This window comes from Sorangium sp. So ce834 (assembly GCF_051521425.1).
GTDB lineage: Bacteria > Myxococcota_A > Polyangia > Polyangiales > Polyangiaceae > Sorangium > Sorangium cellulosum_D.
On record NZ_CP150351.1, the window covers coordinates 8,466,778 to 8,490,132 of the forward strand.

General features: G+C 73.6%; 17 protein-coding genes. 7 read left to right on the forward strand and 10 right to left on the reverse strand.

Annotated elements, in window-relative coordinates; all coding sequences use genetic code 11:
* The first annotated feature begins 407 nt into the window (after positions 1-407).
* Positions 408-3,086 (forward strand): serine/threonine-protein kinase, encoded by a 2,679-nt coding sequence (locus WMF20_RS30785; RefSeq protein ID WP_437605446.1) that lies wholly within the window; start codon positions 408-410, stop codon positions 3,084-3,086.
* 84 nt (positions 3,087-3,170) lie between these two features.
* Here WMF20_RS30785 and WMF20_RS30790 read toward each other — a convergent pair whose 3' ends face one another.
* From WMF20_RS30790 to WMF20_RS30810, 5 genes are read right to left on the reverse strand one after another with little or no spacing between them, the layout of a single operon-like run.
* A complete protein-coding gene (locus WMF20_RS30790) occupies positions 3,171-3,905 on the reverse strand; it encodes a response regulator (RefSeq protein ID WP_437605447.1) in 735 nt (244 codons plus the stop codon).
* Positions 3,906-3,932: 27 nt separating this feature from the next.
* Complete coding sequence (locus tag WMF20_RS30795) at positions 3,933-5,468, reverse strand: sensor histidine kinase (RefSeq protein ID WP_437605448.1); 1,536 nt, start codon at positions 5,466-5,468, stop codon at positions 3,933-3,935.
* On the reverse strand, positions 5,465-6,373 hold the full coding sequence (locus WMF20_RS30800; RefSeq protein ID WP_437605449.1) for a hypothetical protein: 909 nt from the start codon (positions 6,371-6,373) through the stop codon (positions 5,465-5,467). Before WMF20_RS30800 ends, WMF20_RS30795 begins: the two co-directional genes overlap by 4 nt.
* Positions 6,370-7,101: a sensor histidine kinase gene (locus tag WMF20_RS30805; RefSeq protein WP_437605450.1), complete on the reverse strand. Its 732-nt coding sequence runs from the start codon at positions 7,099-7,101 to the stop codon at positions 6,370-6,372. Before WMF20_RS30805 ends, WMF20_RS30800 begins: the two co-directional genes overlap by 4 nt.
* A 40-nt stretch (positions 7,102-7,141) precedes the next feature.
* Positions 7,142-7,726, reverse strand: coding sequence for a response regulator (locus WMF20_RS30810; protein WP_437605451.1), 585 nt, complete (start codon positions 7,724-7,726; stop codon positions 7,142-7,144).
* A gap of 679 nt (positions 7,727-8,405) precedes the next feature.
* Here WMF20_RS30810 and WMF20_RS30815 point away from each other — a divergent pair.
* A complete protein-coding gene (locus WMF20_RS30815) occupies positions 8,406-9,407 on the forward strand; it encodes a GDSL-type esterase/lipase family protein (protein ID WP_437605452.1) in 1,002 nt (333 codons plus the stop codon).
* Positions 9,408-9,474: 67 nt separating this feature from the next.
* Here WMF20_RS30815 and WMF20_RS30820 read toward each other — a convergent pair whose 3' ends face one another.
* Positions 9,475-10,281 (reverse strand): hypothetical protein, encoded by an 807-nt coding sequence (locus WMF20_RS30820; RefSeq protein WP_437605453.1) that lies wholly within the window; start codon positions 10,279-10,281, stop codon positions 9,475-9,477.
* A 555-nt stretch (positions 10,282-10,836) separates the two neighbouring features.
* Here WMF20_RS30820 and WMF20_RS30825 point away from each other — a divergent pair.
* The gene (locus tag WMF20_RS30825) at positions 10,837-15,066 is read left to right on the forward strand and encodes a TOMM system kinase/cyclase fusion protein (RefSeq protein WP_437605454.1); all 4,230 of its coding nucleotides are present in this window, start codon (positions 10,837-10,839) and stop codon (positions 15,064-15,066) included.
* Positions 15,067-15,177: 111 nt separating this feature from the next.
* The gene (locus WMF20_RS30830; RefSeq protein ID WP_437605455.1) at positions 15,178-15,636 is read left to right on the forward strand and encodes a BMA_0021/BMA_0022 family TOMM bacteriocin; all 459 of its coding nucleotides are present in this window, start codon (positions 15,178-15,180) and stop codon (positions 15,634-15,636) included.
* Between the two features lies 1 nt (position 15,637).
* Here WMF20_RS30830 and WMF20_RS30835 read toward each other — a convergent pair whose 3' ends face one another.
* Together WMF20_RS30835 and WMF20_RS30840 are read right to left on the reverse strand one after the other, a co-directional pair.
* Positions 15,638-16,810 (reverse strand): amidohydrolase family protein, encoded by a 1,173-nt coding sequence (locus tag WMF20_RS30835; RefSeq protein ID WP_437605456.1) that lies wholly within the window; start codon positions 16,808-16,810, stop codon positions 15,638-15,640.
* The gene (locus WMF20_RS30840) at positions 16,768-17,037 is read right to left on the reverse strand and encodes a hypothetical protein (protein WP_437605457.1); all 270 of its coding nucleotides are present in this window, start codon (positions 17,035-17,037) and stop codon (positions 16,768-16,770) included. The genes WMF20_RS30835 and WMF20_RS30840 overlap by 43 nt, the downstream gene beginning before the upstream one ends.
* A gap of 255 nt (positions 17,038-17,292) precedes the next feature.
* Between WMF20_RS30840 and WMF20_RS30845 the strand changes: the two genes are divergently transcribed.
* On the forward strand, positions 17,293-19,116 hold the full coding sequence (locus WMF20_RS30845; RefSeq protein WP_437605458.1) for a sigma 54-interacting transcriptional regulator: 1,824 nt from the start codon (positions 17,293-17,295) through the stop codon (positions 19,114-19,116).
* 120 nt (positions 19,117-19,236) lie between these two features.
* Here the strand turns inward: WMF20_RS30845 and WMF20_RS30850 are convergent, their stop codons facing one another.
* Both WMF20_RS30850 and WMF20_RS30855 read right to left on the reverse strand, forming a co-directional pair.
* Complete coding sequence (locus WMF20_RS30850; RefSeq protein WP_437605459.1) at positions 19,237-19,992, reverse strand: sensor histidine kinase; 756 nt, start codon at positions 19,990-19,992, stop codon at positions 19,237-19,239.
* A 278-nt stretch (positions 19,993-20,270) separates the two neighbouring features.
* Positions 20,271-20,759: a GyrI-like domain-containing protein gene (locus WMF20_RS30855; RefSeq protein WP_437605460.1), complete on the reverse strand. Its 489-nt coding sequence runs from the start codon at positions 20,757-20,759 to the stop codon at positions 20,271-20,273.
* 98 nt (positions 20,760-20,857) lie between these two features.
* Here WMF20_RS30855 and WMF20_RS30860 point away from each other — a divergent pair, with 98 nt between their 5' ends.
* Together WMF20_RS30860 and WMF20_RS30865 are read left to right on the forward strand one after the other, a co-directional pair.
* Positions 20,858-21,640, forward strand: coding sequence for a MerR family transcriptional regulator (locus tag WMF20_RS30860; protein ID WP_437605461.1), 783 nt, complete (start codon positions 20,858-20,860; stop codon positions 21,638-21,640).
* A gap of 458 nt (positions 21,641-22,098) precedes the next feature.
* Positions 22,099-23,274 (forward strand): lactonase family protein, encoded by a 1,176-nt coding sequence (locus tag WMF20_RS30865; protein WP_437605462.1) that lies wholly within the window; start codon positions 22,099-22,101, stop codon positions 23,272-23,274.
* Positions 23,275-23,355: the final 81 nt, after the last annotated feature.

A 23,355-nucleotide genomic window follows, 5' to 3' on the forward strand; every position in this document is an offset into this window, starting at 1 on the left:
GGAGGGCCGCGAGAACATCCGTTCGTAGAACAGGCGCGCTCCCGTGGTCACGTCGCCCGCGCTCACGTCGCCCGCGCTCACGTGGATCGCGTGGCCGCTGTCCGGAACGATGATGTCGCCGGCGTCCTGCGCGGCCGGGCTCCGGAGCAGCCGCTGCCGGCCCCGCGGTGCCTCCGCGGGGCCGGCGCAGGCGCCGCCAGCGCGCTCTGGCGAGCAGCGCGCTCTGGCGAGCAGCGCGCCCTGGCGAGCAGCGCGCTCTGGCGAGATCCTGCTGCCCCTCGGCCCGCGATACCCTTGATAATGACACATAACTAAGTAATCCGTGCGCGCGGCGCCGGCTCGACGACACGATTGCGCCGCCGCTCCGCCTTGCCAGGCCCTCGGGTGAGGGTGCATCCTGCCCGCTGATGCTGCCCGGCAGGCTGCTCGACGACCGCTTCGAGCTGGCGGAGGTCGCCGGCTCCGGAGGGATGGGCACGGTCTACCGGGCCCTCGATCGCGCGAGCGGCGAGGTCGTCGCGGTCAAGCTGCTGCGCCGGCTCGACGCGCGCGCCGAGGCGCGCTTCCTCCGCGAGGCCGCGGCGCTGTCCCGGCTCTCGCACCCGCACATCGTGCGGTACGTCACGCACGGCGTGGCGCCGACGGGGGAGCCGTACCTCGCGATGGAGTGGCTCTCCGGCGAGAGCCTCGCGGATCGGCTGGCGCGGCGGGAGCTGCGCGTCGACGAGAGCGTCGCCCTCACCCGGAGGGTGGCGGACGCGCTCGGCGCGGCGCACGCCCGCGGGATCGTGCACCGCGACATCAAGCCGAGCAACCTCTTCCTGGTCGACGGCGCGCTCGATCGGGTCAAGCTGCTCGACTTCGGCATCGCGCTGCTCTCGGACGCCACGTCGCGCCTGACCGGGACGTCGGCGGTGGTGGGCACGCTGGGCTACATGGCCCCGGAGCAGGCGCGGGGCGACCGGGAGGCGCTCGACGGGCGCGCCGACGTCTTCGCGCTCGGCTGCGTGCTGTTCGAGTGCCTCACCGGGCAGCGGGCGTTCCGCGGGCAGCACCTGTCGGTCGTGTGGAAGCTGCTCCTCGAGGATTCGCCGCGGGCGCGGGAGCTGCGGCCCGAGGTGCCCGAGGCCCTCGACGCGCTCCTCACGAGGATGCTGGCCAAGGATCCGTCGGAGCGACCCGAGGACGGCGCGGCCGTGGGGCGCTGCGTCGACGCGCTCGGCGCCCTGGAAGGGAGCGGCGCCCCCTCGGCCCTGCCCCCTCCCGCGGCGATCTCCATGCGGGAGAGGCGGCTCGCCTCGGTGGTCGCGGTCCGGTCCGCGCACCCCTCGTTCTCCGCGACGACCGAGTCCCTGGACGCGCACGCGCCGCCGCCGGGCACGCTCGCCGCGGTGCGCCGCGCGGCCCTGACGCTCGGCGCTCAGGTTGTCGAGCTCGGCGACGGGGTCGTGGCGGCCGTCGCGGCGAGCGCGGGCAGCGCGGCCGACCAGGCGGCGCTCGCGGCGCGCTGCGCGCTGCAGGTCCGCGCGCTGCTCCCCGGCGCGGCGGTCGCGCTGGTGACGGCGCGGGGCGAACCCATGAGGGGATCGCCGTTCGGCGAGGCGCTGGACCAGGCGGCCGCGCTGCTGGACGCGGCCGCCGCGCCCGCCCGCGCGGACGGCCGGCGCGAGGGCGTCCTCGTCGACGCGGCGACGCGGGCCCTGCTCGACGAGCGCTTCGAGGTCGTGGCCGAGGGCGGGCTCGCGCGGCTCGAGGCCGAGCGCGAGATCGGCGAGGGAGCGCGCCAGCTCCTCGGCGGGCCGAGCCCCTACGTCGGGCGCGAGCGGGAGCTGCAGCAGCTGCTCGAGCTCGTCGGCGACAGCTTCACCGAGCGGCGCGCCGCGGCGGCGCTGGTGACCGCGGCGGCGGGCATGGGCAAATCGCGCCTGCGCCGCGAGGCCGTCGACGCGCTGCTCCAGCGTCACCCCGGCGTGGCGCTGAGCGTCGCTCGCGGCGACACCCTCGGCGGGGGCGCCGCGCTCGCGCTGCTCGCCGGCGCGCTGCGGAGCGCGCTCGGGATCGCCCCCGGCGAGGCGCCGGACGCGCAGCGGGCCAGGCTCGCGCAGGCGCTCGGGTCGCTGCTCGCGGGCGAGGAGGGGCGATGGGCCGCCGCGTTCCTGGGCGAGCTGCTCGGCCTCGCCCCGCCGGACGAGGCGCCGGCGGCGCTGGAGGCCGCGCGGCGCGACCCGGCGCGGATGGCCGAGGAGATCCAGCGCGCGTACGTCGACTACGCGCGGGCGGTGACGGGCGCGCGCCCCATGCTCGTGGTGCTCGAGGATCTCCACGGGGGGGACGCGCCCTCGGTGGGGATCTTCGACCGGGCGCTGCGGGAGCTCGGCGATCGGCCCTACGCGGTGCTCGCCTTCGCCCGGCCCGAGGTCCACGCGCTCTTCCCGCAGCTCTGGGCCGAGCGGGGGCTGTCGGAGCTCCGGCTGCGCGAGCTGCCCGCCCGGGCGGCCGAGCAGCTGGTGCGGAGCGCGCTCGGCGCGTCGCTCGCGCCCGAGGAGGCCGCCGCGCTCGCGCAGCGGGCCGCGGGCAACGCGTTCTGCCTCGAGGAGCTCATCCGGGCCGCGGCGGAGGGGCGCCGCGCGCCGCCGGAGGCGGCGCTGGGGCTCGTGGAGGCGCGCATCGCCGCGCTCGGGCCCGAGGCGCGGCGGCTCCTGCGGGCGGCGAGCGTCTTCGGGGAGGTCTGCTGGGCGGGGGGCGTGCGCGCGCTGCTCGGCGCGCCGGCGCAGGGGCCGAGCGAGCGCGCGGCGTGGGCCGAGCTGCTCGATCGCGAGATCCTCGAGCGCCGGCCGAGCTCGCGGTTCCCGGGCGAGGAGGAGCTCGCCTTCCGCAGCGCGCTCCTGCGGGAGGCGGCGTACGCGATGCTCACCGACCGCGACCGGGAGCTCGGCCACAAGCTCGCCGGCGAGTGGCTGGTCGAGGCCGGCGAGCAGGAGCCCGAGGTCCTCGCCGAGCACCTCGCGCGGAGCCGCGAGACCGGGCCGAGGCGCCCGGAGCGGTCGCTCGGGTGGAGCGACCGCCGCGGCAAGGGCGTCGCGTGAGCGCAGGGTGGGACCGGGCCGAGCCGAGCCGACGGCGGCGCCTCGGCGAGCCGCTCGCCGGCCGGCAGCCGGCGCCGCGGCGGCTCACCCGGGCGCCGCGTCGCCCCGGGCGCGGGCGATGGTGTGGATGAGCTCGCGCGCGTCGAACGGCTTGCGCAGGCACGTGTACCCGCCCTGGCTCATGATCGCGCCGACCATCTCCGGGACCGAGTGGCCGGTCATGGCGATCACCGTGACGCGCTTCGTCAGCCCCCGCATCTGCGCGCACGTCGCGACGCCGTCCTGATCGGGCATGACGAGATCGAGCACGCAGACGTCGACGCGCCGCTCGAGGACGTGCTGGACCGCGGTCCGCCCGTCGTGGACGGCGTGGGCCGACAGCCCCGCCGCCCGGAGCACCGCGACGATCGAGTCGGCGACCTTCGGGATGTCGTCCACCACGAGGACGTCCGGCGCGTCGACCGCGCGAGCGACGACGCGCGCCAGGTGATCCATCGAGAACGGCTTGTAGATGACGGTGTAGACGCCCTCCCCGATCGCCTCCTCGATGAGCTGCTCGAGCGCGAACGCGGTCATCAGCACGACGGTGAGCTCCGGCTGGATCCGCTTGAGCTCCCGGAACGTCTCGACGCCGTTGAGCCCGGGCATGCGGACGTCGCTGAGCACGAGCGTGAACGCCTGCTGCTCCGCGAGCTCGAGCGCGTGGGCGCCGTCCCTCGCCTCCACCACCTCGTACCCCTCGAGCTCGAGGTTGGCGGCGAGCGTCATGCGCATCCCCTCCTCGTCGTCGACCACGAGCACGCGTTTGACCTGCTGCATGGACCCCTGCATGGCTCGACCCCCCTGTCATGTGTCCTGCGCCCCGGAGGGCGCAGCGACGGGCTCCGCGGCCGTCGCGGCCTCGCGCGCCGGCACCCGGACGACGAAGGTCGCGCCGCCGCCGGGCTCGCTCGTCGCCTCGAGCGTGCCGCCGTGCCGGCGGGCGATACCGGCGCTGATCGCCAGGCCGAGGCCGGTCCCCTTCAGCTTGGTGCTGAAGAGCGGCTCGAAGATGTGCGCGAGCATGTCCGCGGGGATGCCCGTCCCGTTGTCCGCGACCGAGAGCGTCAGCCCGTCGCTCCCCCACGCCGCGGCGACCCGCACGCGCCCCTCGCGCCCGGCCGGGATCGCCTCGGCCGCGTTCTGGATCAGGTTCACGAGCACCTGACGGAACTGGTCCCGGTCGAGCTCCACGACGGGGAACGCGGCGGGCACGTCGTTCTCGACGCGCACGTGCGGCGGGACCTCCACGACCGAGATGGCGTCGTCGACGAGGGGGCCGAGCGCGCACGCCGAGAGCAGCGGCCGCCGCTCGCGCGCGAAGTCGAGCAGGTTGCCGATGATCCGGCTGCACGCCGCGAGCTCCTTGTCGATGATCGAGAGGAACTGCGCGACGCGGGGCTCTCTGCCGAGCTCCGTCGCGGAGAGGCGCTTACCGAGGTAATGGCTCGCGTTGCGGACGGCGCCGAGCGGGTTCCGGAGGTCGTGCCCGACGCTCGCCGCGAGCTGCCCGACCGCCGCGAGCTTCTCCATGCGCATCCTGACCTCCTGGCCGGCCTGGAGGCTCTGCGCCATGTGGTTGAACGCGGCGCTCAGGCGCCCGAACTCGTGCTCATCGAGCTCGGGGAGGCGCAGCTCGAGATCGCCGTGCGCGATCCGCCGGGAGCCTTCGATCAGCGCGTGGAAGCCGCGATCCATCGCGCGGAGGAGCCTCCCGAGCAGCGCGACCAGGATGACCAGCGCTCCGCCGATCGCCGCCGCCCCGATCGCCGCCACCCGCGCGCGGAGGCGTTGCTCGTCGGCGAGGATCCTGGCGATGTCCCGCTCCGCGTCGTGGACCGCCGCGTTGATGTGCGGGAGGAACCGCTCCTTGTACTCGTCGTCGGAGAGCCGCACGAACATCGCGTGCCGCTCGCCCGCGCGGTCGTCCGCGACGCGGGCGATCCCCGCCGTGCTCGCGACGATGTGATCGAGGCTCTCTCGCATGAAGCGGATGTGGCCGATCTCCTCCGTCGATTCCTCGTCGCTCTCCCTGATCTCCTCGTCGGCGATCATCCGCCGCTTGAGCGCCTCGATGGCGGCCAGGTCGCGCGCCGCGGCCTCGGCCGCGTCCGCGAGCTCCGCGGTGACGCCGCCGCGGAGCGCGGCCTTCGCCGCCTCGTTCATGTAGCGGCTGGCGTCGCTCGCGAGGGTGACGTGCAGCGTCAGATCCTCGTAGGACGTTTCGGCCCGCCGCTGGAAGATCAGCATCTCCGCGATGGTGAAGTAGAACGCTCCCCCGGCGACGAGGACCGCTGCCAGCGCGACGCCGAAGATGGAGGCCAGTCTGGCTCGAATGCTCATGGGGAGCGGCTCCTGCTTCCGTGCTCCAGGGGTTCATCGCCGCCGCCGGCGAGCTCGATCTCCCGCGTGACGAGGAGCAGGAGCCCGACGTCGGGCGTCTCCCCGGCGAGCCCGAGCTCGAGCGCGGCGCCGAGCTCGAGGCCGGGCGCCGGGTGCCAGAGCACGCCGGACGCGAGGGCGAGCGACGCGGCCTCGTCGAGCTCGGCGGCGAGCTCCACGGTCGGCGCCACGGGGCCGACCGGCAGGATCACGGCCAGCGCGACGCCGGGGCTGAGCTCCGCGGCGTCGCGCCGCGCGGCCGGCAGCCGGACCTCCGCCGAGGCGGAGAGGCCCACGTGGACGCCGCCGATCGCCTTGTCGAGGCTCACGAACGGCTCCAGCGCGTAGCCCGTCGGCCCGAGCTCGCGCGCGCCGGCGGGGAGCGCGGCCTCGAGCCCCGCCGACAGCGCGAGCCCGAACGCCCCGCCGTCGATGAGGTTGACCATCGCCTCCGCGCGGACGGCGCCGAGCCCGGCCGTCGCCCCCCGGTCGTGGCGCACGAGCTCGAGGGGGAGCTCGGCCCCGACCTGGAGGCGATCGGTGATGCCGAGCTCCAGCAGCAGCGGGACGCCGAAGCGGACCCGGCGCCCGTCGCGCTCCCACGCCGGCGCGCTCGTGACCTGCAGCTCGAGCGCCTCCTGCGGGAACGGCGCCTCGCCGAGGAACAGCTCCTCGACCGGGGGCCGCGCCGGCTCCCCCGCGGCCTCGGCCCGCTCCTGCTCCGGCGGCGCGGCCGCCGTCGACGCGGCCAGGAGCAGGCCCAGCGCGCTGCCGGGGCGCGCGCGCCGCGCCCCGATCGCCGCCGCCGGGTTCCATGCTGCCGGCGGGCGCCTCGGGCGCCCTCGGGGCGGTCGAACCGCGCTCACGGCGCCGGCTCCGGGCCGGCGCCGCCGGCGTCCGGCGGGGCGGCGAGCGGCAGATCGATGATCGCCGACGTGCCGCGCGACCGCGGCTCGAGGGCGAGCGCGCCGCGGTAGCGCCGGGCGACCCGTCTCGCGATGTTCAACCCCAGGCCGAAGTGACCCGGCTTCGTCGTGTAGAACGGGCGCAGGAGCGCCTCGCCGTCCACCTCGCCGGTGGAGCCCCCGGCGTCCGTGACCTGGATCAGGTACCGCGCGCCGCTCGCGGCGCCCTGCACCGTGACCACGCCGTCCTCTGGGGTCGACTCCACGGCGTTCTCGATCAGGCACCGCACCGCGACGGCGAGCTCGATCGGGTCCGCCTCGACGTCGCCGTCCTCGGCCGAGAGCTCGACGCGGGCCCCGGACGCGCCGATGCGCGCGCACGCCGCCGCGCGCCGCACGCAATCGGCCGCGCTCACGCGCGCGCTCCGGCGGGTGAAGAGCCGCGCGGCGTCGACCGACTCGTCGAGCCGCGCGCTCGCCGCGATCACCTCCTCGTCGATGATCCCGAAGAACTCCGCGATCCTCGGATCCGCCGAGTAGGCCGCGTCTCCCGCGACCTTTCGTTTGATGTAGAACGACGCGTTGCGGACGATGGCGAAGCGGTTGCGCAGGTCGTGGCGCAGCACGGACAGGATCTCGTCCGCGACCGCGGCCTGCTCTGCTGCGCCCAGGGGATCCCAGCTGATCATACGGCTCCTCGTCCCTCCGCCCGCGCCGCCGCGCGCGACCTCATCGGCAAGAGCGCCCCGGGGCGCCGGGCGCCGCGGGGTCGGCCCTCGTGAGCTCCGGCCCGCGCGCCGTGGACCCGGCCGCCGCGCGGGCGCCGAGCCTCGAGGTGGGGGGCGCCGGCGCGGAGTCCGGCGGCGAGCCGGCGTCGGGAGCCTCGCAGGAGACCATCTCGCCCCCGGCAGCCGCCCCCGTCGGGCCCGACGATCCGAGGGAGTCGGTCATCGAGTGGACCGACCGCTTCATCTCGGCGAGGCGCGAGAGCTGCAGCACGATCCCGATGAGGCGGTCCGGGTCGAACGGCTTCAGGATGACATAGTTGTGGCTGCCGCTCATGGAGCGGATGTACTCGTCGGCCCCGGTGACGAGGAGACAGCTCGTGTACACGGACATCCCCGACACCCGCCGGAGCAGCTCGTCTCCCTTCATTCCAGGCATCAAGAAGTCGGAGCAGACGAGGTGGAACCGCCTCGCCTCGAGCAGCTTCAGCGCGTGCTCTGCCGACGAGCAGGTCACGACGTCCACGTCCGCCGACAGGACCGCGGCGATGCTGCGCAGCGCCCGCTCGTCGTCGTCGACGACGAGCACTCGATACCTTCGTCGTGAGACGAGATAGACGTCGCTCTCGTCTTGCCCTTGCGAGAGTGTGCGATGAGCTCGTAGAGACATGGGCACAACTACCGTCTCCTCTGGCTATCGCGCGGCGGAGCCTCGTACCGCTGCGTCGCGGGCGTACGAGAGCGCGCTTGGGTGATTCCTGCTGTCCCGTGCGACGCCCCCCCTTCGGCCAGCGTCACCTCTTCGTAAAGCTACGTGACAAATTCCGCGTCAGTCAACGGCATAATACTGCCGTCTACGGCTCGTGGCGAAGAGTGGATTTCCGTTCGGAGCGCCAACGACTTCATCCGTTCACGTCCGTTCACGTCCGTTCACGTCCGTTTACGTCCGTTTACGTCCGTACACCGCCGTGCGTCGGGAACGAACCCTTGTGCTCGCGATGTCTGTTCACGTCTCTTCACCTCGTCTCTCCCCGCAGCGCAACCGTTCGTCCGTTGCGAGGGGCGGCCGCGGAGCGCCGGCGCTCGCGTGGGCTCGATTCCGATATTGCTTCAAAAATGCGGCGACGACGCCCCCGGAGCGCGCCTCGGTGGGCAGGTCCGAGGAAAAAGCGCCCATCCGTGATTGATTGGAGGGCGTCCCGGACACAGGGATGCAGGAGGAAGGCATGTTCATGCACTTGGACTTACGATCTGCCGCCCGTCGGCGAGTGGCCCGCGCGTCGGGGGTCGCGCTGCTCGCCCTGGCCTGTTGCACGGATGCGGAGGGCTCCGGCGGCGACACCGGCGCGGGGACGGGGGGAGCGGGCGGCGGCCCGCCGCCGGGAGCGAGCAGCGCGAGCGCGGGCGCGGGGAGCACGGCGGCGTCGTCGGGCGCTGCTGGCGGCGCCGGCACCGGCGGCGGCGCGCCCGACGGCGCGGGGGGCTCGGGCGGCGCCCCCGGAGGCGGCGGCGCCGGGTCCGGCGGGATGGAGCCGCTGCAGGACGTCACGATCTGGATCGCGGGCGACTCCACGGTCGCCAACGGACAAACCCCTTGCCCGGCGGGCTGGGGCGGCCAGATCGCGGCGCTCTTCGACGAGCGGGTCACCGTGGTGAACAGCGCGGTCGGCGGCCGCAGCGTGCGCACGTGGCTCTACCACGTGCAGAGCACCATGGACAGCACGGGAGAGTGCGCGCTCGAGCGCGACGCGAGCGGCGAGCCCGCGCTGCAGGACAGGTGGGTTCAGATGCTCGGCGGCATGAAGGCGGGCGACTATCTATTCATCCAGTTCGGCATCAACGACGGATCGCGCACGTGCGATCGGCACGTGGGGCTCGACGCCTTCAAGAGCAGCTACGGGATGATGGCTCGCGCCGCGCAGGAGCGGGGCGCGCAGCCCGTGTTCGTGACGCCCGTGAGCGCGATCGCCTGCAGCGGCAGCACGGCCCGGGGGACGCGCGGGGAGTACGTGACCGCGACCCACGAGGCGGGCGAAGAGCACGGCGCGCCGGTGATCGATCTCCACGAGCACAGCGTCGCGCTCTACAACGAGCTCGGCTTCTGCCCGGTCCCCGGGGGAGACGTGAGCGCGACGACCGGAGGGCCCGTCGGCGAGTTCTTCTGCGATGATCACACGCACTTCTCGCGCTCCGGCGCGGAGCGGATCGCCAGGGTGGTCGCCGACGCCATCCGCGATCAGGGGCTCGGGCTGGCCGCGTACCTCCGGTGAATCGGCGCCGGCGCGCCGCAGCGCGCCGAGGCGCCCCCGCGCCGCGCGGACCGCGGCGCGGGGGGCCTCAGTAGCCGATGTCCTCGCGGATGGCGATCACCATCTTGCAGTGGTTCACGAGATCGTCCGTCGTCTCGACCTCGCTCGTGTAATTGAGACCGTACGGCCAGAAATGCTGGTTGTCCGCGTGCACGACGTCGCCCTCGTTCCCCGTGATCGCCCTGAGCTGGCTCGTCGCCGCCTCGCCCGTGAAGACGCCGTCCCTCACCATCGCCCCGAACTCGAAGCTGCCGACCCCCAGGGTGTGGGAGATCTCGTGCATGGCGGTGATGTAGTTCATGGAGCTGAGCGCGCCGAACCGGATGGATCCGTTGACGTTGCCGTCGGCCGTCGCGACCGAGGGCACGTAGGACACCGACAGGCGCTTCTCGATGCTCGTGTAACAGTTGTAGTGCGACAGCGCTTCATCCATGGCGCTCGTGATCATGGCATACGCGGACTGCTGCTCTGCGGTCGGCGCGGGGGCCATCGCGAGCGTGTAGGTGATCCCGCCCATCCCCACGCAGCCGGCCCCAGCGCCGCCCTCGCCCCCGCCCGCGCCGCCGGTGCCGCCCGTGCCCGCGCCGCCCGTGCCCGCGCCGCCCGTGCCCGTGCCCGCGCCGCCGCCCCCGTCCGCGCCGCCTCCCGCGCCGCCGTCCCCGCCCGCGCCGCTGCTGGCCGAGGTCTGCCCGACGGACGCCGCCGCGCCGCCGCTCCCGCTCGCGACGGCGCTGCCGCCGGCGGCCCCAGGGCCGTCGCCCGATCCCGAGCACGCGATCGGAAGAGCCGCCGCGAACGCGAGCAAAACGATGTTCGTCGCCAGTTGCCTCAGCATGTCTCGCACTCCTTCAAGGAACCTCGCGCCGTCGCTCACCGGCCGCGGGGCGCTCGCGGCGCACCTCGCGACAGGTCGCCGGCGGAGCCGGCGCCATCGCCCTCTCACCGGCGGCGTCAGGGGTCAATTCGCTGCTGATCGAAGCGATGGAGTCGATAGCTCCAGCAGAACATTCTAGCGACCTCGGACAGCGCCGGACGAGCTCCACCGCCGCCGGGCGAGCGGCGCTGCGCGCGCGCTCCGGTCCGCCTCTCCGCCTGCCGCCGCTCGCGATACTCCGCGCCGAGGCGCCGGACGGGCGCGGGCGAGATGCAGAGTTTGTTCAGGAGGCGCGCCGGAACCGGACGGCCATCGACGGACGTCCACGGGTCCACACCTTATATGAGCTACCGTGAACAGCGAGGTCGGCCGTGGGACAGCCGCAACGACGAGGTCGACGGCCGCCGTGCGCCAGCGCCTCATCGACCAGGCGAGCCGCTCGGCGCCGCGCTCCGCGCCTCCCGGGGCGCGCCCGCTCGGCCGGGCTCGCGGCGCCGCCCGGCGGAGGGAGCGGCGATGACCCCGACCGCCTTCGCCCCGGGCGCCGTGTTCCAGGAGCGCTACGAGATCGTCTCCGCGCTGCGGGAGAGCGGGTTCGCCGACGTCTACAAAGGGCGCCAGCTCGCCACCGGGCAGATGGTGGCCATCAAGGTCATGCGACCGGCCCGGGGCGGCAAGCCCGCCGACGTCGCCCGACGCAGCGCCCGCTTCCACCAGGAGACGCGGTTCTGCGCGCAGCTCCATCACCCCAACATCGTCCGGCTCATCGACGCCGGCCAGACGGACGAGGGCACGCTCTACACCATCTTCGAGTTCGTGCCCGGCAAAAACCTGGCAGAGGTGCTGGCCGAGGAGACCTCCCTCGAGCCGCCCGAGGCGCGGCACCTGATGCTCCAGGTCCTCGACGCCCTCGGCTGCGCCCACGGGCAGAGCGTCGTCCACCGCGACCTCAAGCCCAGCAACATCATGATCGTCTCCACCGGCGCGCGGCGCAACGCGCTGGTGCTCGACTTCGGCATCGGCGCGCTCATCGCCGGCGCCATGGAGGGCGTCGACGCGAAGCTCACCCCGAGCAACGAGATCCTCTGCACGCCCGCCTACGCGGCGCCGGAGCAGCTCCTCGGACAGCCGGTGAGCGTGCGATCGGACCTGTACGCCTGGGGGCTCGTCTTCCTGGAGTGCCTCACCGGGCGGCCGGCGATCGCCGGCAGATCGATGCAAGAGGTGCTGTTCCGACAGGCCAGCTCCGAGCCGATCCCGATCCCCGCGGCGCTCCTCGGGCACCCGCTCGGCACCCTGCTCAGGCGCGCGACCCTGAAGAACGTGGCCGAGCGCGTCGCCACCGCCTCCGGTCTGCTGCGCGAGCTCGAGGTCTGCGACGTGGAGGGGCTGAGCCGCGAGGATTTCGTGGCGCGCGCGCGAGGGCTGGAGGCGGCGCCGGAGCCGGACCCCGGCGCGCCGGACGAGGCCCGGTGGGGCTACGGCGACAGCGCGACGACGCCGCTCGACCGGCCCCCGCGGGACGGCAGGTCGACGCCCAGCGGCCGCGCGGCGGCCGACACGCTGCCCTCGCCGGCGACGCCCCGGCTGGAGGACACGCCCTCTCCCCTGGACGGGGAGCGCGCCGGCGGCGCCGGGTGCCTCGACGCCGAGCGGCGGCCCCTCACCGTGGTCTGCTGCGCCTTCACGACCTCGGGCCCGGGCCTGAAGGACACCGACGTCGAGGAGATCGACGATCTGCTCGGCGAGCAACAGGACGTCTGCGACGAGATCGCCCGCCGCCACCGCGGGCGCTTCGCCGGCGCGCTGGGCGATCAGATCCTGCTGTATTTCGGCTATCCGTCCGCGCAGGAGGACGATGCCCGGCGCGCCGCGCGCGCGGCGCTGGAGATCGCGGAGGACGTCCGCGCGCGCAGCGCGCGCCTCGCGGCGACGCGGGGCCTCGCGCTCGAGGTCCGGATCGGGCTCCACACCGGCCTCGTGGTCGCCGGCCAGCCGCAACGCTACACGCAGCACCTCGGGACGACGCCGCGGATCGCGGCCCGGCTGAGCGCGCTCGCGGCCGCGGGCACGATCGCGGTGAGCGGCGACGCCTTCAGGCTGCTCCGGAGCCGGTTCACGTTCGAGCCGATGGCGTCGCGCGACCTCTCGGGCGCGGACCGGCCGATCGCCATCTACCGCATGGGGCACGAGATCCCTCGCCCGACGCAGGACCAGGACACCGCGGGCCGCGACACGGAGCCGCTGATCGGCCGCAGCCAGGAGCTCGAGCTCCTGCTCCAGCGCTGGAGCCAGGTCCGGCAGGGCATCGGGCAGAGCGTCCTCGTCACCGGCGGGCCCGGGATCGGCAAATCCCGCCTCACGTGGGAGCTCGCGCGGCGGCTCCACGGCGACGGCCACAGCTGCCTGGAGTGCCGCTGCACCCCCGACCGGCGCAACAGCGCGCTCCACCCCCTCATCGAGCTGCTCGATCGGCTGATCGACCCCGGCCGGGACGAGGCGCCGGGGCGCCGGCTCGCCCGGCTCGAGGCGCTCCTGTCCCGCCGCGGCTTCGACCTGGCGGAGACGGTGCCGCTGTTCGCGGCGCTCCTGTCGATCCCCCTCGACGCGCGCTACGCCGCGCCTCAGGACCCGCCGCCGCGGCAGAAGGAGAGGACGCTCAACGCGCTCGTGACCATGGTCTTCGACATGGCCGAGGAGCGGCCCGTCCTGTTCATGGTCGAGGACCTGCATTGGGCCGATCCGACGAGCCTGGAGTGGCTCGGCATGCTGATCGTCGATGTGCCCTCGGCGCGGCTCATGATGCTGCTCACCGCGCGGCCGGAGTTCTCGCCGCCCTGGTCGACGTCGGGCATGCTCCAGATCCAGCTCGGCCGCCTCGATCGCGAGCACGTCGAGCACATGGTCGCGCGGCTCGCCGGCGGCCGCTCGCTGCCCGAGCCGCTGCTGGAGCAGGTGGTCGACCGGACCGACGGCGTCCCCCTCTTCGTCGAGGAGCTGACGCGGATGGTGCTCGAGTCCGGGGCCCTCGTCGACGAGGGGGACCACTACACGCTCTCCGAGCCGATCTCGAAGCTGGCGATCCCCTCGACGCTGCGAGCCCTCTTGATGGCGCGCCTCGACCGGCTCGGCAGGGCGAAGGAGACCGCCCGCGTCGCCGCGGTGCTCGGGCGGGAGTTCAGCCTGGAGGTGCTGAGCGCCGTGACCACGCTCGACGGCGAGCTCGTCCAGGAGGATCTCGATCGGCTGATGGCCGCGGACCTCATCCACAGGAAGCGCCGGCTGAACAACCCGACGTACCTGTTCAAGCACGTGCTCATCCGGGACGCGGCCTACGAGTCGCTCTCGAAGCGGAGCCGGCGGAGGCTGCACGCCTGCGTGGCCCGGGCGATGGAGGAGCGCTTCCCCGAGCTCGTCGCGGCGCGGCCCGATCTGCTCGCGCACCACCACGCCGCCGCCGAGCAGAAGCAGCAGGCGATCGCCTACGCGGAGATCGCGGCGGAGCGCGCGCTGAAGCGGCCGGCGAACGCCGACGACACCGAGGCCATCGGCCACGTGACGCAGGCGCTCGGCTGGCTCCCGGGCATCGCCGACGACCGGGAGCGCGCGCTCGCCGAGCTGCGGCTGAACAGCTTGCTGATCATGGCGCTCCTCGACCGCCTCGGGTACATGCCCCGGGAGCTCGAGGCGGCGGTGAAGCGCTGCGAGGAGCTGATCGACGCGTTCGGGGACAGCCCGATGACCGCGCCGACGCTGTGGGCGATGTTCTGGTACCACAACTTCCGGAGCCATCGCGGCGAGGCGCGCGCGCTGACGGAGCGGATCCTCGGGATGGCGACGCGATCGCAGGACACCCGCCAGCGGGCCGCGTCCATGGTGGTGCTGGGGAACTGCTTGTTCTTCGAAGGAAAGCTCGCGGAGGCTCGCCCGCACCTCGCGCGCGGCGTCGAGCTCTACGATCCCGCGGATCGGGGGCACGTCTCCCTGTACGGCTTCGATCCGAAGGCCTGCGGCCAGTACACGCTCGCGCTGCTGCTCTACCTGATGGGCTGCCCGGCGGAGGCGTTCGCGCAAGGGGAGGCGGCGGTGGCGTGGGCGCGCGAGCTCGACCACCCGAACACCCTCGGGATGGCGCTGCTCCACCTGGCCGGCGTCCATCACTACGGCCGCCAGCGGGAGAAGGTCGCCGCGCTGACCGACGCCCTCATGCAGCTGACGAGGAGCCATCACCTCTGGTTCAAGGAGCTCTGTTGGGCGCTGCACTCCTGGGCGCAGCGCGACCTCGAGAAGCTGAGGCAGGACGTCGAGGCGATCCGGCACACCGGCCAGAAGATGGGATTGCCGTACTGGCTCTCCCTCGTGGCGGAGCTCGAGGCCGAGCGCGGGCAGCACGAGGCCGCGATCGAGCGGCTCGCGGGCTGCTTGCTGCTCGCCGCGGAGCTGGGCGACGTCTACTACGTCCCGGAGCTTTACCGCCTGAAGGCGCTGTCGCTCCGCGCTTTGGGCGGAGGCGCGGAGCAGGAGGGCGAGCGCTGCCTGCGGCAATCGATCGCGATCGCGCGCGAGCAGGGCGCGCGGACGATCGAGCTGCGCTCGACGCTCTCGCTCTGTCGCCTGCTCGCGCGGCAGGGCCGGCGCGACGAGGCGCGCGCCCTGCTCCGGGAGAGCGGCGGCTGGCCCGCCGAGTGCGCCGATCTGCCCGAGTTCGCCGAGGCGCGAGCGCTGCACCAGGAGCTCGACGGTTGAGCTGCCGCCGCGCCCTCTCGAGCGCCCTCGAATCCCGCGCAGGGGGCTCGACGGCGCGGGGCGGCGGCTCCATGACCCATGCGTGCCAGAAGCCCCGCCATGGAGATAGCCATGTTTTCCCGTCAGCCCTCCCAATACCCGCCTGGGACGTCGGAGACCGAGAGCACCCCCGCGCAGCTCGACGGCGCACCCGCCGAGGCGCATGCCGGAGGCGAGCGAGGCGCGGCGGAGGACGTGCTCCAGGAGCTGGAGTCGGCGTGGCTGCGCGCCGTCGCGCTCAGCTGGGAAGACCCGGCGCAGCTCGCTCGGCTGAAGCGGGATCCGCGGGAGTTCTTGATGGCCTGTTGCGGCTACGCGCTGCCGCCGGGGATCGAGCTCACCGTCCGCGAGGCGCGGGAGCCGGGCGCGCCGAGCGGCGCCGGGTGGCGCTTTTGCGAGCAGCGCAAGGGCTGGGATCTGTCGGCGGGCGTCATCACGCTCCATGTCCCGCCGGCGCCGGAGCTTGTCGATCGCCCCGTCGCGCTGGCCGAGCTCGCGAGCGACGCGCAGCTCTCGGTCCTCATCTGTTGAGTCATCCCTCGAGCCCGTAGAAGCGGGCGGCGTTGTCCCAGAGGAGCTTGCGGAGCGCGTCGCCGGGGAGCCTGCCGCGGAGCGCGAGCGCGCGCTCCGCCATGCCCGCGTCGTGGTCGATATGGGGAAAGTCCGTCCCGAAGATCGCGCTGCCCTCCCCGAGCCACGGGATCGCCTGCTCCAGGAGCGGCTCGTCCGGCTCGATCTCGACGAAGCACTGGCGGCGGAAATACGCGGACGGCTCGCGGCGGACGTGCGGCGCGACCTCCTCGGCCAGGCCGCGGAACTCGATCTCGTCGAGGCGATAGAGCCAGTAGGGCAGCCACCCGCAGCCGGCCTCGAGGAAGGCCACCCGCAGGCGGGGGTGGCGCTCGAGCACGCCGCCCTCGATCAGCGCGAGCAGCGCCATCATCTGCTCCATCGGGTGCGAGCACGCGTGCAGGGCGAAGCGGCTGTGGAAGCGATCGGCGCCGGCCGCCGGCAGGGAGGCGTGCGCGCCCTCGTGGACGGCGACCGCGATGGAGCGCCGCTCGCACTCGGCCCAGAACGCCTCGTAGGCGGGGTCGCCCAGCGTCCGGCCCGCGACGGGGTTCGGCCGGAGCACGACGGCGCGGAACCCGAGCGCCGCCGCCCGCGCGAGCTCGGGCACCATCTGCGCGGGATCGTGGGGGCTCATCAGCGCGACGCCCCGGAGGCGCCGGGGCTCGTGATCGCAGAAGCCGCGCAGCCAGGTGTTGTACGCCCGCGCGAAGGCGCCCGCGAGCGCCGGCTCCAGCGGGGACATGCCGAGGAGCATCAGCGCGAGGGTCGGGTACAGGAAGGCCACGTCGATGCCCTCGCGGTCCATGTCCTCGATGTGCGTCTGGGGCAGCTCCAGGCGGCCGAGCCGAGCGAGCTGCCCTGCGCGCCGGCGGCGGGCCGAGGCGACCGCGCGCCACGTCCGCGCGCTCATCGGGCGATGGATCGGCCGCCCGTCCACCATCGGCTGCGGAGGGAGCGCGAGCAGGCCCTCCGGTCCGGGATACGCTACCCGGTCGGCCAGGGGCTCGCCCTCGCCGACGTACGCGAGGTATGGCGCGTGATCGCGGAGCTCCGGCTCGAGGTGGGCCTGCCACAGATCGAGCGGCTCGGTCACATGACGATCCGCGTCGAGGATGCGATAGCCGTCGCGCATGGGAGGTCTCCTCGGCCGAGCGCGGCCTGGACGCAGAGGGGCACCGGGCTCAGGTCCCCTTCCCGGTTCGCCCGGTCGAGCCACCCGAGGCGGACCGGCGCGTCGTGGAGCCGCACCGGCCCGAAGCGTGGCGGCCGCGGAGCATGGAGCGCTCGCGCTCCGCCGCTCAGGAACACGGTGTCCTTGTCACCGGCGAGCTCGACGCGCAGGTGGTGCTTGAATTGCAAGATGTGTGACTTGAGCGCGACTTGAGCGACTCGAGCGACATGAACACCCGATCCCGGTGAACCATCTGGTGCGCCGCGGCGCGCGGGAGACGCCCGTGGCGGTGCGCAATTCAGCGTCAGCGAGCGCCTGCCCGCGGGCGGGCGGGCTCCGCCCGGTGCGCGTCGCGGACGCGCGGGGCGCGGCGCCGGGACCCCGGGGCGGGATCTTGTGAGAGGGGGGTTAACAGAGTGTCAGTGATTCGCGAGGACAGCGGCATGGAAACGACGCCGCTGTCGAGCAGCTTCATCGATGCGATCCAGCGTGTCAGGCAGGATGACCGGCGCGTGGCCCTGCTCGTGTATCACCGCGACGGCGCCGAGCGCGTTGTGCTGCGGCCGAGCGCGTCGGTCGTCATCGGCCGCGCGCCGCCGTCGCAGGTCCAGATCCGCGACGTCAGCCTCTCGCGCGAGCACGCCCGCTTCACCGTGTCCGGCGACAGCGTCCTCATCGAGGATCTGCGCTCGACCAACGGCACCTGGCTCGGCGGGGCGCGCGTCGCGCGCGGCGAGGCGAAGCCGGGTGACGAGGTGATCCTCGGCAAGGTGGTCGTCGCCGTCCGCTCGATCACGGCGGCCGAGGGCGAGCTGCCGGGCCTGATGAGCCACGAGCAGCTCCGCGTCGCCCTCGAGGAGGAGGTGAGGCGCGCGCGGTTCTTCGGGCGGAGCTTCGCCATCGTCATGGCCCGGCCCGCTCGCCAGCAGGGCGGTCACGTGAGCCACCTGTTCCCGCGCGTGCGGGCGCTGCTGCGCCCCGTGGACCGGATCGCCCTGTACAGCTCCGACGTGGTGGCGGCGCTGCTCCCCGAGGTTGGGGCCGACGCGGCGCTCGATGTGGCGCGCGCGCTCGCCGCGCCGGGCGCGGACGGGGCGCCGGTCGTGCTCTCGGGCTTCGCGATGTTCCCCGACGCGGGGACCGTGGCGGAGGACCTGCTCTATCGGTGCTGGAACGCGGTGCGCAGCGCGACGGAGGATCAGCCCGTGCGGTCGGCGCCGGGCGGGGCGTGGAAGAGCCACGCGGGCGCCCCGAACACCGATCCCGTCGTCGTGAGCCCCGCGATGCGGCGCGTCTTCGAGATCGTCACGCGGGTCTCGCGATCGTCGATCCCGGTGCTTTTGCTGGGGGAGACGGGGACGGGCAAGGAGGTGGTGGCGCGCGCGATCCACGACCGCGGCCCGCGGAGCGGGAAGCCGATGGTGTGCGTCAACTGCGGGGCGATCCCGCAGCACCTCGTCGAGAGCGCGCTCTTCGGCCACGAGCGCGGCGCGTTCACGGGCGCGTGGCAGCAGCAGCGGGGGGTGTTCGAGGCGGCGGACGGGGGGACGGTCTTCCTCGACGAGATCGGCGAGCTGCCGGCCTCGGCGCAGGCCGCGCTCCTGCGCGTCCTGGAGACCCGGCAGGTGACCCGGGTCGGCTCGAACAAGCCGATCGACGTCGACGCGCGCGTGATCGCGGCGACCCACCGCGACATCGAGGCCATGTGCGCGTCCGCCGCGTTCCGCAGCGATCTCCTGTACCGCCTGAACGCGATGACGGTGACGATCCCCCCGCTCCGGGCGCGACCGGAGGACATCGAGCCGCTCGCGCGCCGCTTCCTCGATCAGGCGAACCAGGCGAACGGCCGCTCCATTCGCGGCTTCGACGCCGGGTCGGTCGCGCGCCTCCGGGCGTACGCGTGGCCGGGGAACGCGCGGGAGCTGCGGAACGCGATCGAGCGGGCGGTGGTCATCGCCGAGGGCGAGTGGATCGCGGAGGAGGATCTGCCCGAGCGCGCGCGGGCGGCGGCCCCGGCCGCGCCGGCGGTGGACCGCGATCTGCCGTGCGACGGCGAGGAGCTCACGTCCGCGCCGCCGGGCGCCGATTTCCTGAAGGCGCGGCTCCAGCGCTGTGAGGCCGAGCTGATCGTCCAGGCGCTGCGCAAGGCGGGCGGAAACCAGACGGAGGCGGCGCGCGCGCTCGGCATGCCGCTGCGCACGCTCGTCTACAAGCTGAAGGCGCTCGGGATCAAGCGGCTCGGGTACGCGCCGCCCGGCGATCCGTAGCGCGGGACCTGGGCGGCCTGCCGGTCGGGCCGGCCGCCCAGGGCCTCCCGTCGCTGCGCGTTCCGCGCGGCGGGCGCTCGCGGCTCGCGCGCGCGACGCTCGGCTGGCCTTCGGGCGGGGTTAGAGGGGGAGGTCGACGACGAACGTCGAGCCTCGGCCCACGGCGCTCTCGACGCCGATGCGACCGCCGTGGGCGTGCACGATCTCGCGCGCGATGTAGAGCCCGAGCCCGAGGCCACCGAAGTGCTCCACGTCGCCCGCGCGCTCGAAGCACGCGAAGATGCGCTCCTGGTCCTCCTCCGCGATGCCCGTGCCACGGTCGCGGACGAGGAGCTGCGCCCCGCCGGCAGAGGCCTTGACCTCGACGGAGACCGGCCGGTCTTCGCCGAACGTGATGGCGTTCTTGACCAGGTGGAACACGAGTCGCCCGATCTGCTCGCGGTCCCAGAGGCCGACGACGCCCTCGGGCGCGTCGACCGAGATGGCGGCGGACGGGGCGCGGAGCTCGACCGGGAGCCCGGCGACCACCTCCCGGACGAGCGCCACGAGATCGACGCTCTGGCGCTCGGGCGCGAGCTGGCCTGCTCGGAGCGAGATCGCCTGGAGCATGTCGTCGCAGAGCCGGGCGAGCCGGTTGACCTGGCGGCCGACGACCTCGAGCGAGGCGACCCACGTCGACGCGTCCTCTGCCTGCCGCTCGCTCATGCGCTTCATCCGCTGCACCTGCAGCGCGAGCGAGGTCAGCGGCGTCTTTAGCTCATGCGATGCGAGCGTGAGGAACTCGTCCCGGAGGCAGTCCGCTCCGTCGTGCTCGGAGGCGCGAGCGGGCCGGCGTGCGTCGAGGGTTCCAGTGCGCTGCGGGTTCAGAGCGGACATGGCGAGAGCCCCATTCGAGGATGGAGGGTCGTTCGAGATCGTCTCCTGGACGTCCAAGCATCCGGGATGCCAGGTGCCCACGCCCCGCCGAAGCGTCGTTCGCCCTGAATCCGAGCGAGGGCGCCGTCGAGCGCACGCGATCGCCGCGTCGCGCTCGCGGGTCGTCCACGCCGCGCGTCTCCAAGGTCTACAGGAACGCGCGCCTCGTGGTATGCCGGCGCTTGCGCGATCGAGCAACGCGTGACGCGCAACCGGCGTGACGCGTGGGTTTCGGCGCGTCATCCGTGCAGCGGCTTCCATACGTCGTAGTCGAACCGCTCGTAGGGCGGCGTCACCTTCTGCCGCCGCTCGTCGTACCGCTCGAGGCACCAGGCCTGCGCGTCGACGCGCTTGCCCTGGGCATCGATCCAGCGCGACAACCCCAGGTAGGCCGCCTCGATGGCCTCCGCGGTCCCCTCGACCCGGGCGACCGCGTAGGTCTGCGCCGGGAGCACCAGCGGCAGCACGCCCTCCGGGAGCGCCCCGCCGGCGCTCACCTCGGCGCATACCCAGTAGGTGTAGACGCCGTCGTGGCTCGCCTTCCGGTGGTCGCTCTCCGGGAAGGCGCCGTAAAGCACGCTCCGGTCCACCAGGTGGGGGACGACGTCGAGGCGGTCGACGAGCTCCAGCCACGCAAGGGGCACCCGGTGGCTGAGCTCACTGCGGCGGCCCACCACCTTGATGCCGGCCAGCCGGAGCTCGCCCCGGGTCACGACGGAAACGTTCATGGGCTCTTCTCCTTGGAAGTCCTTGGAAGCGACGCTCGAACCCTGCACCTGAACCCTGCACCTTGAACCAGGTTGAAGCTCAAGGAGAAATCCGCAGCATGCTCACGATTTCCCAGTTCGCGGATCGCAGCGGCCTGTCGCCGAGCGCGCTTCGCTTCTATGAGCGCAAGGGCCTCCTGCTGCCGGCCGGCCGGCGCGCGAACGGCTACCGCGCCTATGCGCCCGGGCAGGTGGAGGAAGCCCGCTGCATCAGCAGCCTGCGGGCGGCGGGGATCCCCATCGCGGCGATCCGCGAGTTCCTCCGCCTGAGCGGCCGGGCGCGGGAGGCGATGCTCGCGACGTGGCAGCAGGAGATGACGGCCCGCCTGCTGTCGCTCGAGATCGCGGATCAGTACCTGCGGGGGGTGACGTCGTCGCAGCTGCCGATGCACCTCGAGCACTGGAAGGAGCGCTCGGTGCTGGTCTGGTTCCCGGCGACGGCGCCGGAGGGCCCGCTGCCCTTTCGCGCGGACGTGGCGGCGCGCAAGCGGGAGCTGGCGCGCCGGCGCGTTCCGGTCCTGACCAGCGGGTACGTCCGCACGCTCGACCTCAAGGACGGTGAGCTTCATGGCGAGGTTGGGTTCCGGATCCGACCTGGCCGGCGGCTGCCGCCGGGGGCGCGGCGCCAGGACGTACCGCCGACCGTGTTCGCGACCCTGGAGTGCACCGCGCGGGACGAGGAGGCCGCGCACCGCGTGTTCCGCTTGCTGCACGGGCTCGGCTTCCGACCCGGGGAGCTCCACCTGGAGCGGTACCTGCCCGGCGCTCCGGACCGCTACCTGCTCATGATGGCCGTCCGGCGCATCCAGCCTTCCGGCAGCGACGGCGGGCGGCCGCGCTGACGTCCGGGCGGCCGCGCCGACCTCAACCACGGTAGAGCCGCGCTGACCTCAACCACGGTGGAGCGGTCAACCACGGCGCTGACCTCAACCAGGGTGGAGCGGTCAACCACGGCGCTGACCTCAACCACGGTGGAGCGGTCGTCCGTCCGTCGCCGCAAGAGGCGGGGCCACGAGCGCGTGTCGGCCACGCCGCAGCGGGCGGCGCGCGCGCAGGCGGAGCGTCGCCCGGGTGAGGGGCAGAGGCGCGCCGGAGCGGGCCGGTCGAGGTAGCCGCGAAACCGCGGAGGGGCGTCCGCGTAGCAGCGGATGACCCCGCCCGACGGAGCACGCAGCGACGCGCGCCCCGGGCGCTCGGGGCGCGTCCTGCGCTGTCGTCAGGACGGAGATGCGCCTCGACGATCGACCCACCGACAAGCCCGCGCCGCTGGGTTCACGGCGCCATTCCCAGGAGCTTTCTCATGTTTCGCAGCACGATGAGCATCACGGCCCTGAGCTTGGGGATCTTCACCGCGAGCGCGCCCGGCGACGCCATGGCGCACGGCGCCGGCGTCCACCGGCACGGCCAAGTCTTCGTGATGACCAACGCCGGAGATGGCAATGCCGTGGTGGCGTATGACCGGGCCGCGGACGGCTCGCTCGCGTACGCAGGCACGTACGCGACCGGGGGGCTCGGCGCGCCGAGCCGGCCGATCAACCCGCTCGGCTCGCAGGGGTCGCTCGTCCTCAGCGAGGACGGAAAGCTGCTGTTCGCCGTGAACGCGGGCAGCAACGAGGTGTCGATGTTCCGGGTGGGGCCGCACGGCCTGACGCTGCTCGACGTGGTTGACTCGGGCGGCGACTTTCCGGTCAGCGTCGCGTCGCACGGCGACCTGCTCTATGTCCTCAACGTGGGTGGCGACGGCAACATCGCCGGCTTCGAGGTGGAGCCGTGCGGCGAGCTTGTCCCGATGAAGGGGTCGGTCCGCGATCTCGGGCTCGGCGGCACGATTCCGCCGTCGCTCGGTGCGACGCCGGGTCAGATCGGGTTCACTCCCGACGGGGAGGTGCTGGTCGTGGCGGGCAAGGGGTCGAACCAGATCCACGTGTTCCCTGTGAGCGGCCGCGGCTTGCCCAGCAACGCTCCGGTCACGACGATCTCCAGAGGTCTCGTCCCGTTCGATTTCGCCTTCGACCGGCGCGGACACCTCATCGTGGCGGAGGTCGGCGGCGACGGCGTGCCGGCGACCGGCGACACGAGCGCGGTGTCCTCGTACGGCATCCGCGCGGATGGCAGCCTCGCCGTCATCAGCGACACGGTCGACACCTTCCAACGGGCGACCTGCTGGATCGCCAGCGCGCCTGGGAGCCGGTATGTCTTCACGGCCAACACGGGCAGCGACACGGTCTCCGGGCTTCAGGTCGACGCGCGCGGCACGCTGACGCTGCTCGACGGCGGCGTGTCGGCGTCGTTCCCCGCCGGAACGGCGCCGATCGACCTCACGATGACGCGCGACGGGCGATTTCTGTATACCCTTAATGCCGGGACCGGGACGATCGCGGCATTCCAGGTGAGCCGCGACGGAAGCCTGCTCCCGCGAGGCGAGGCAGGTGAGTTGGTGCCTGGGAGCGGCGCGCAGGGCATCGCAGTAAGGTGAGGGGGATAACCGGAATAAACCGACCCAAGTGGAATGAACCGACCCACGTTGGGAATGAACTGAGCCGACCCAGGTTGGGGA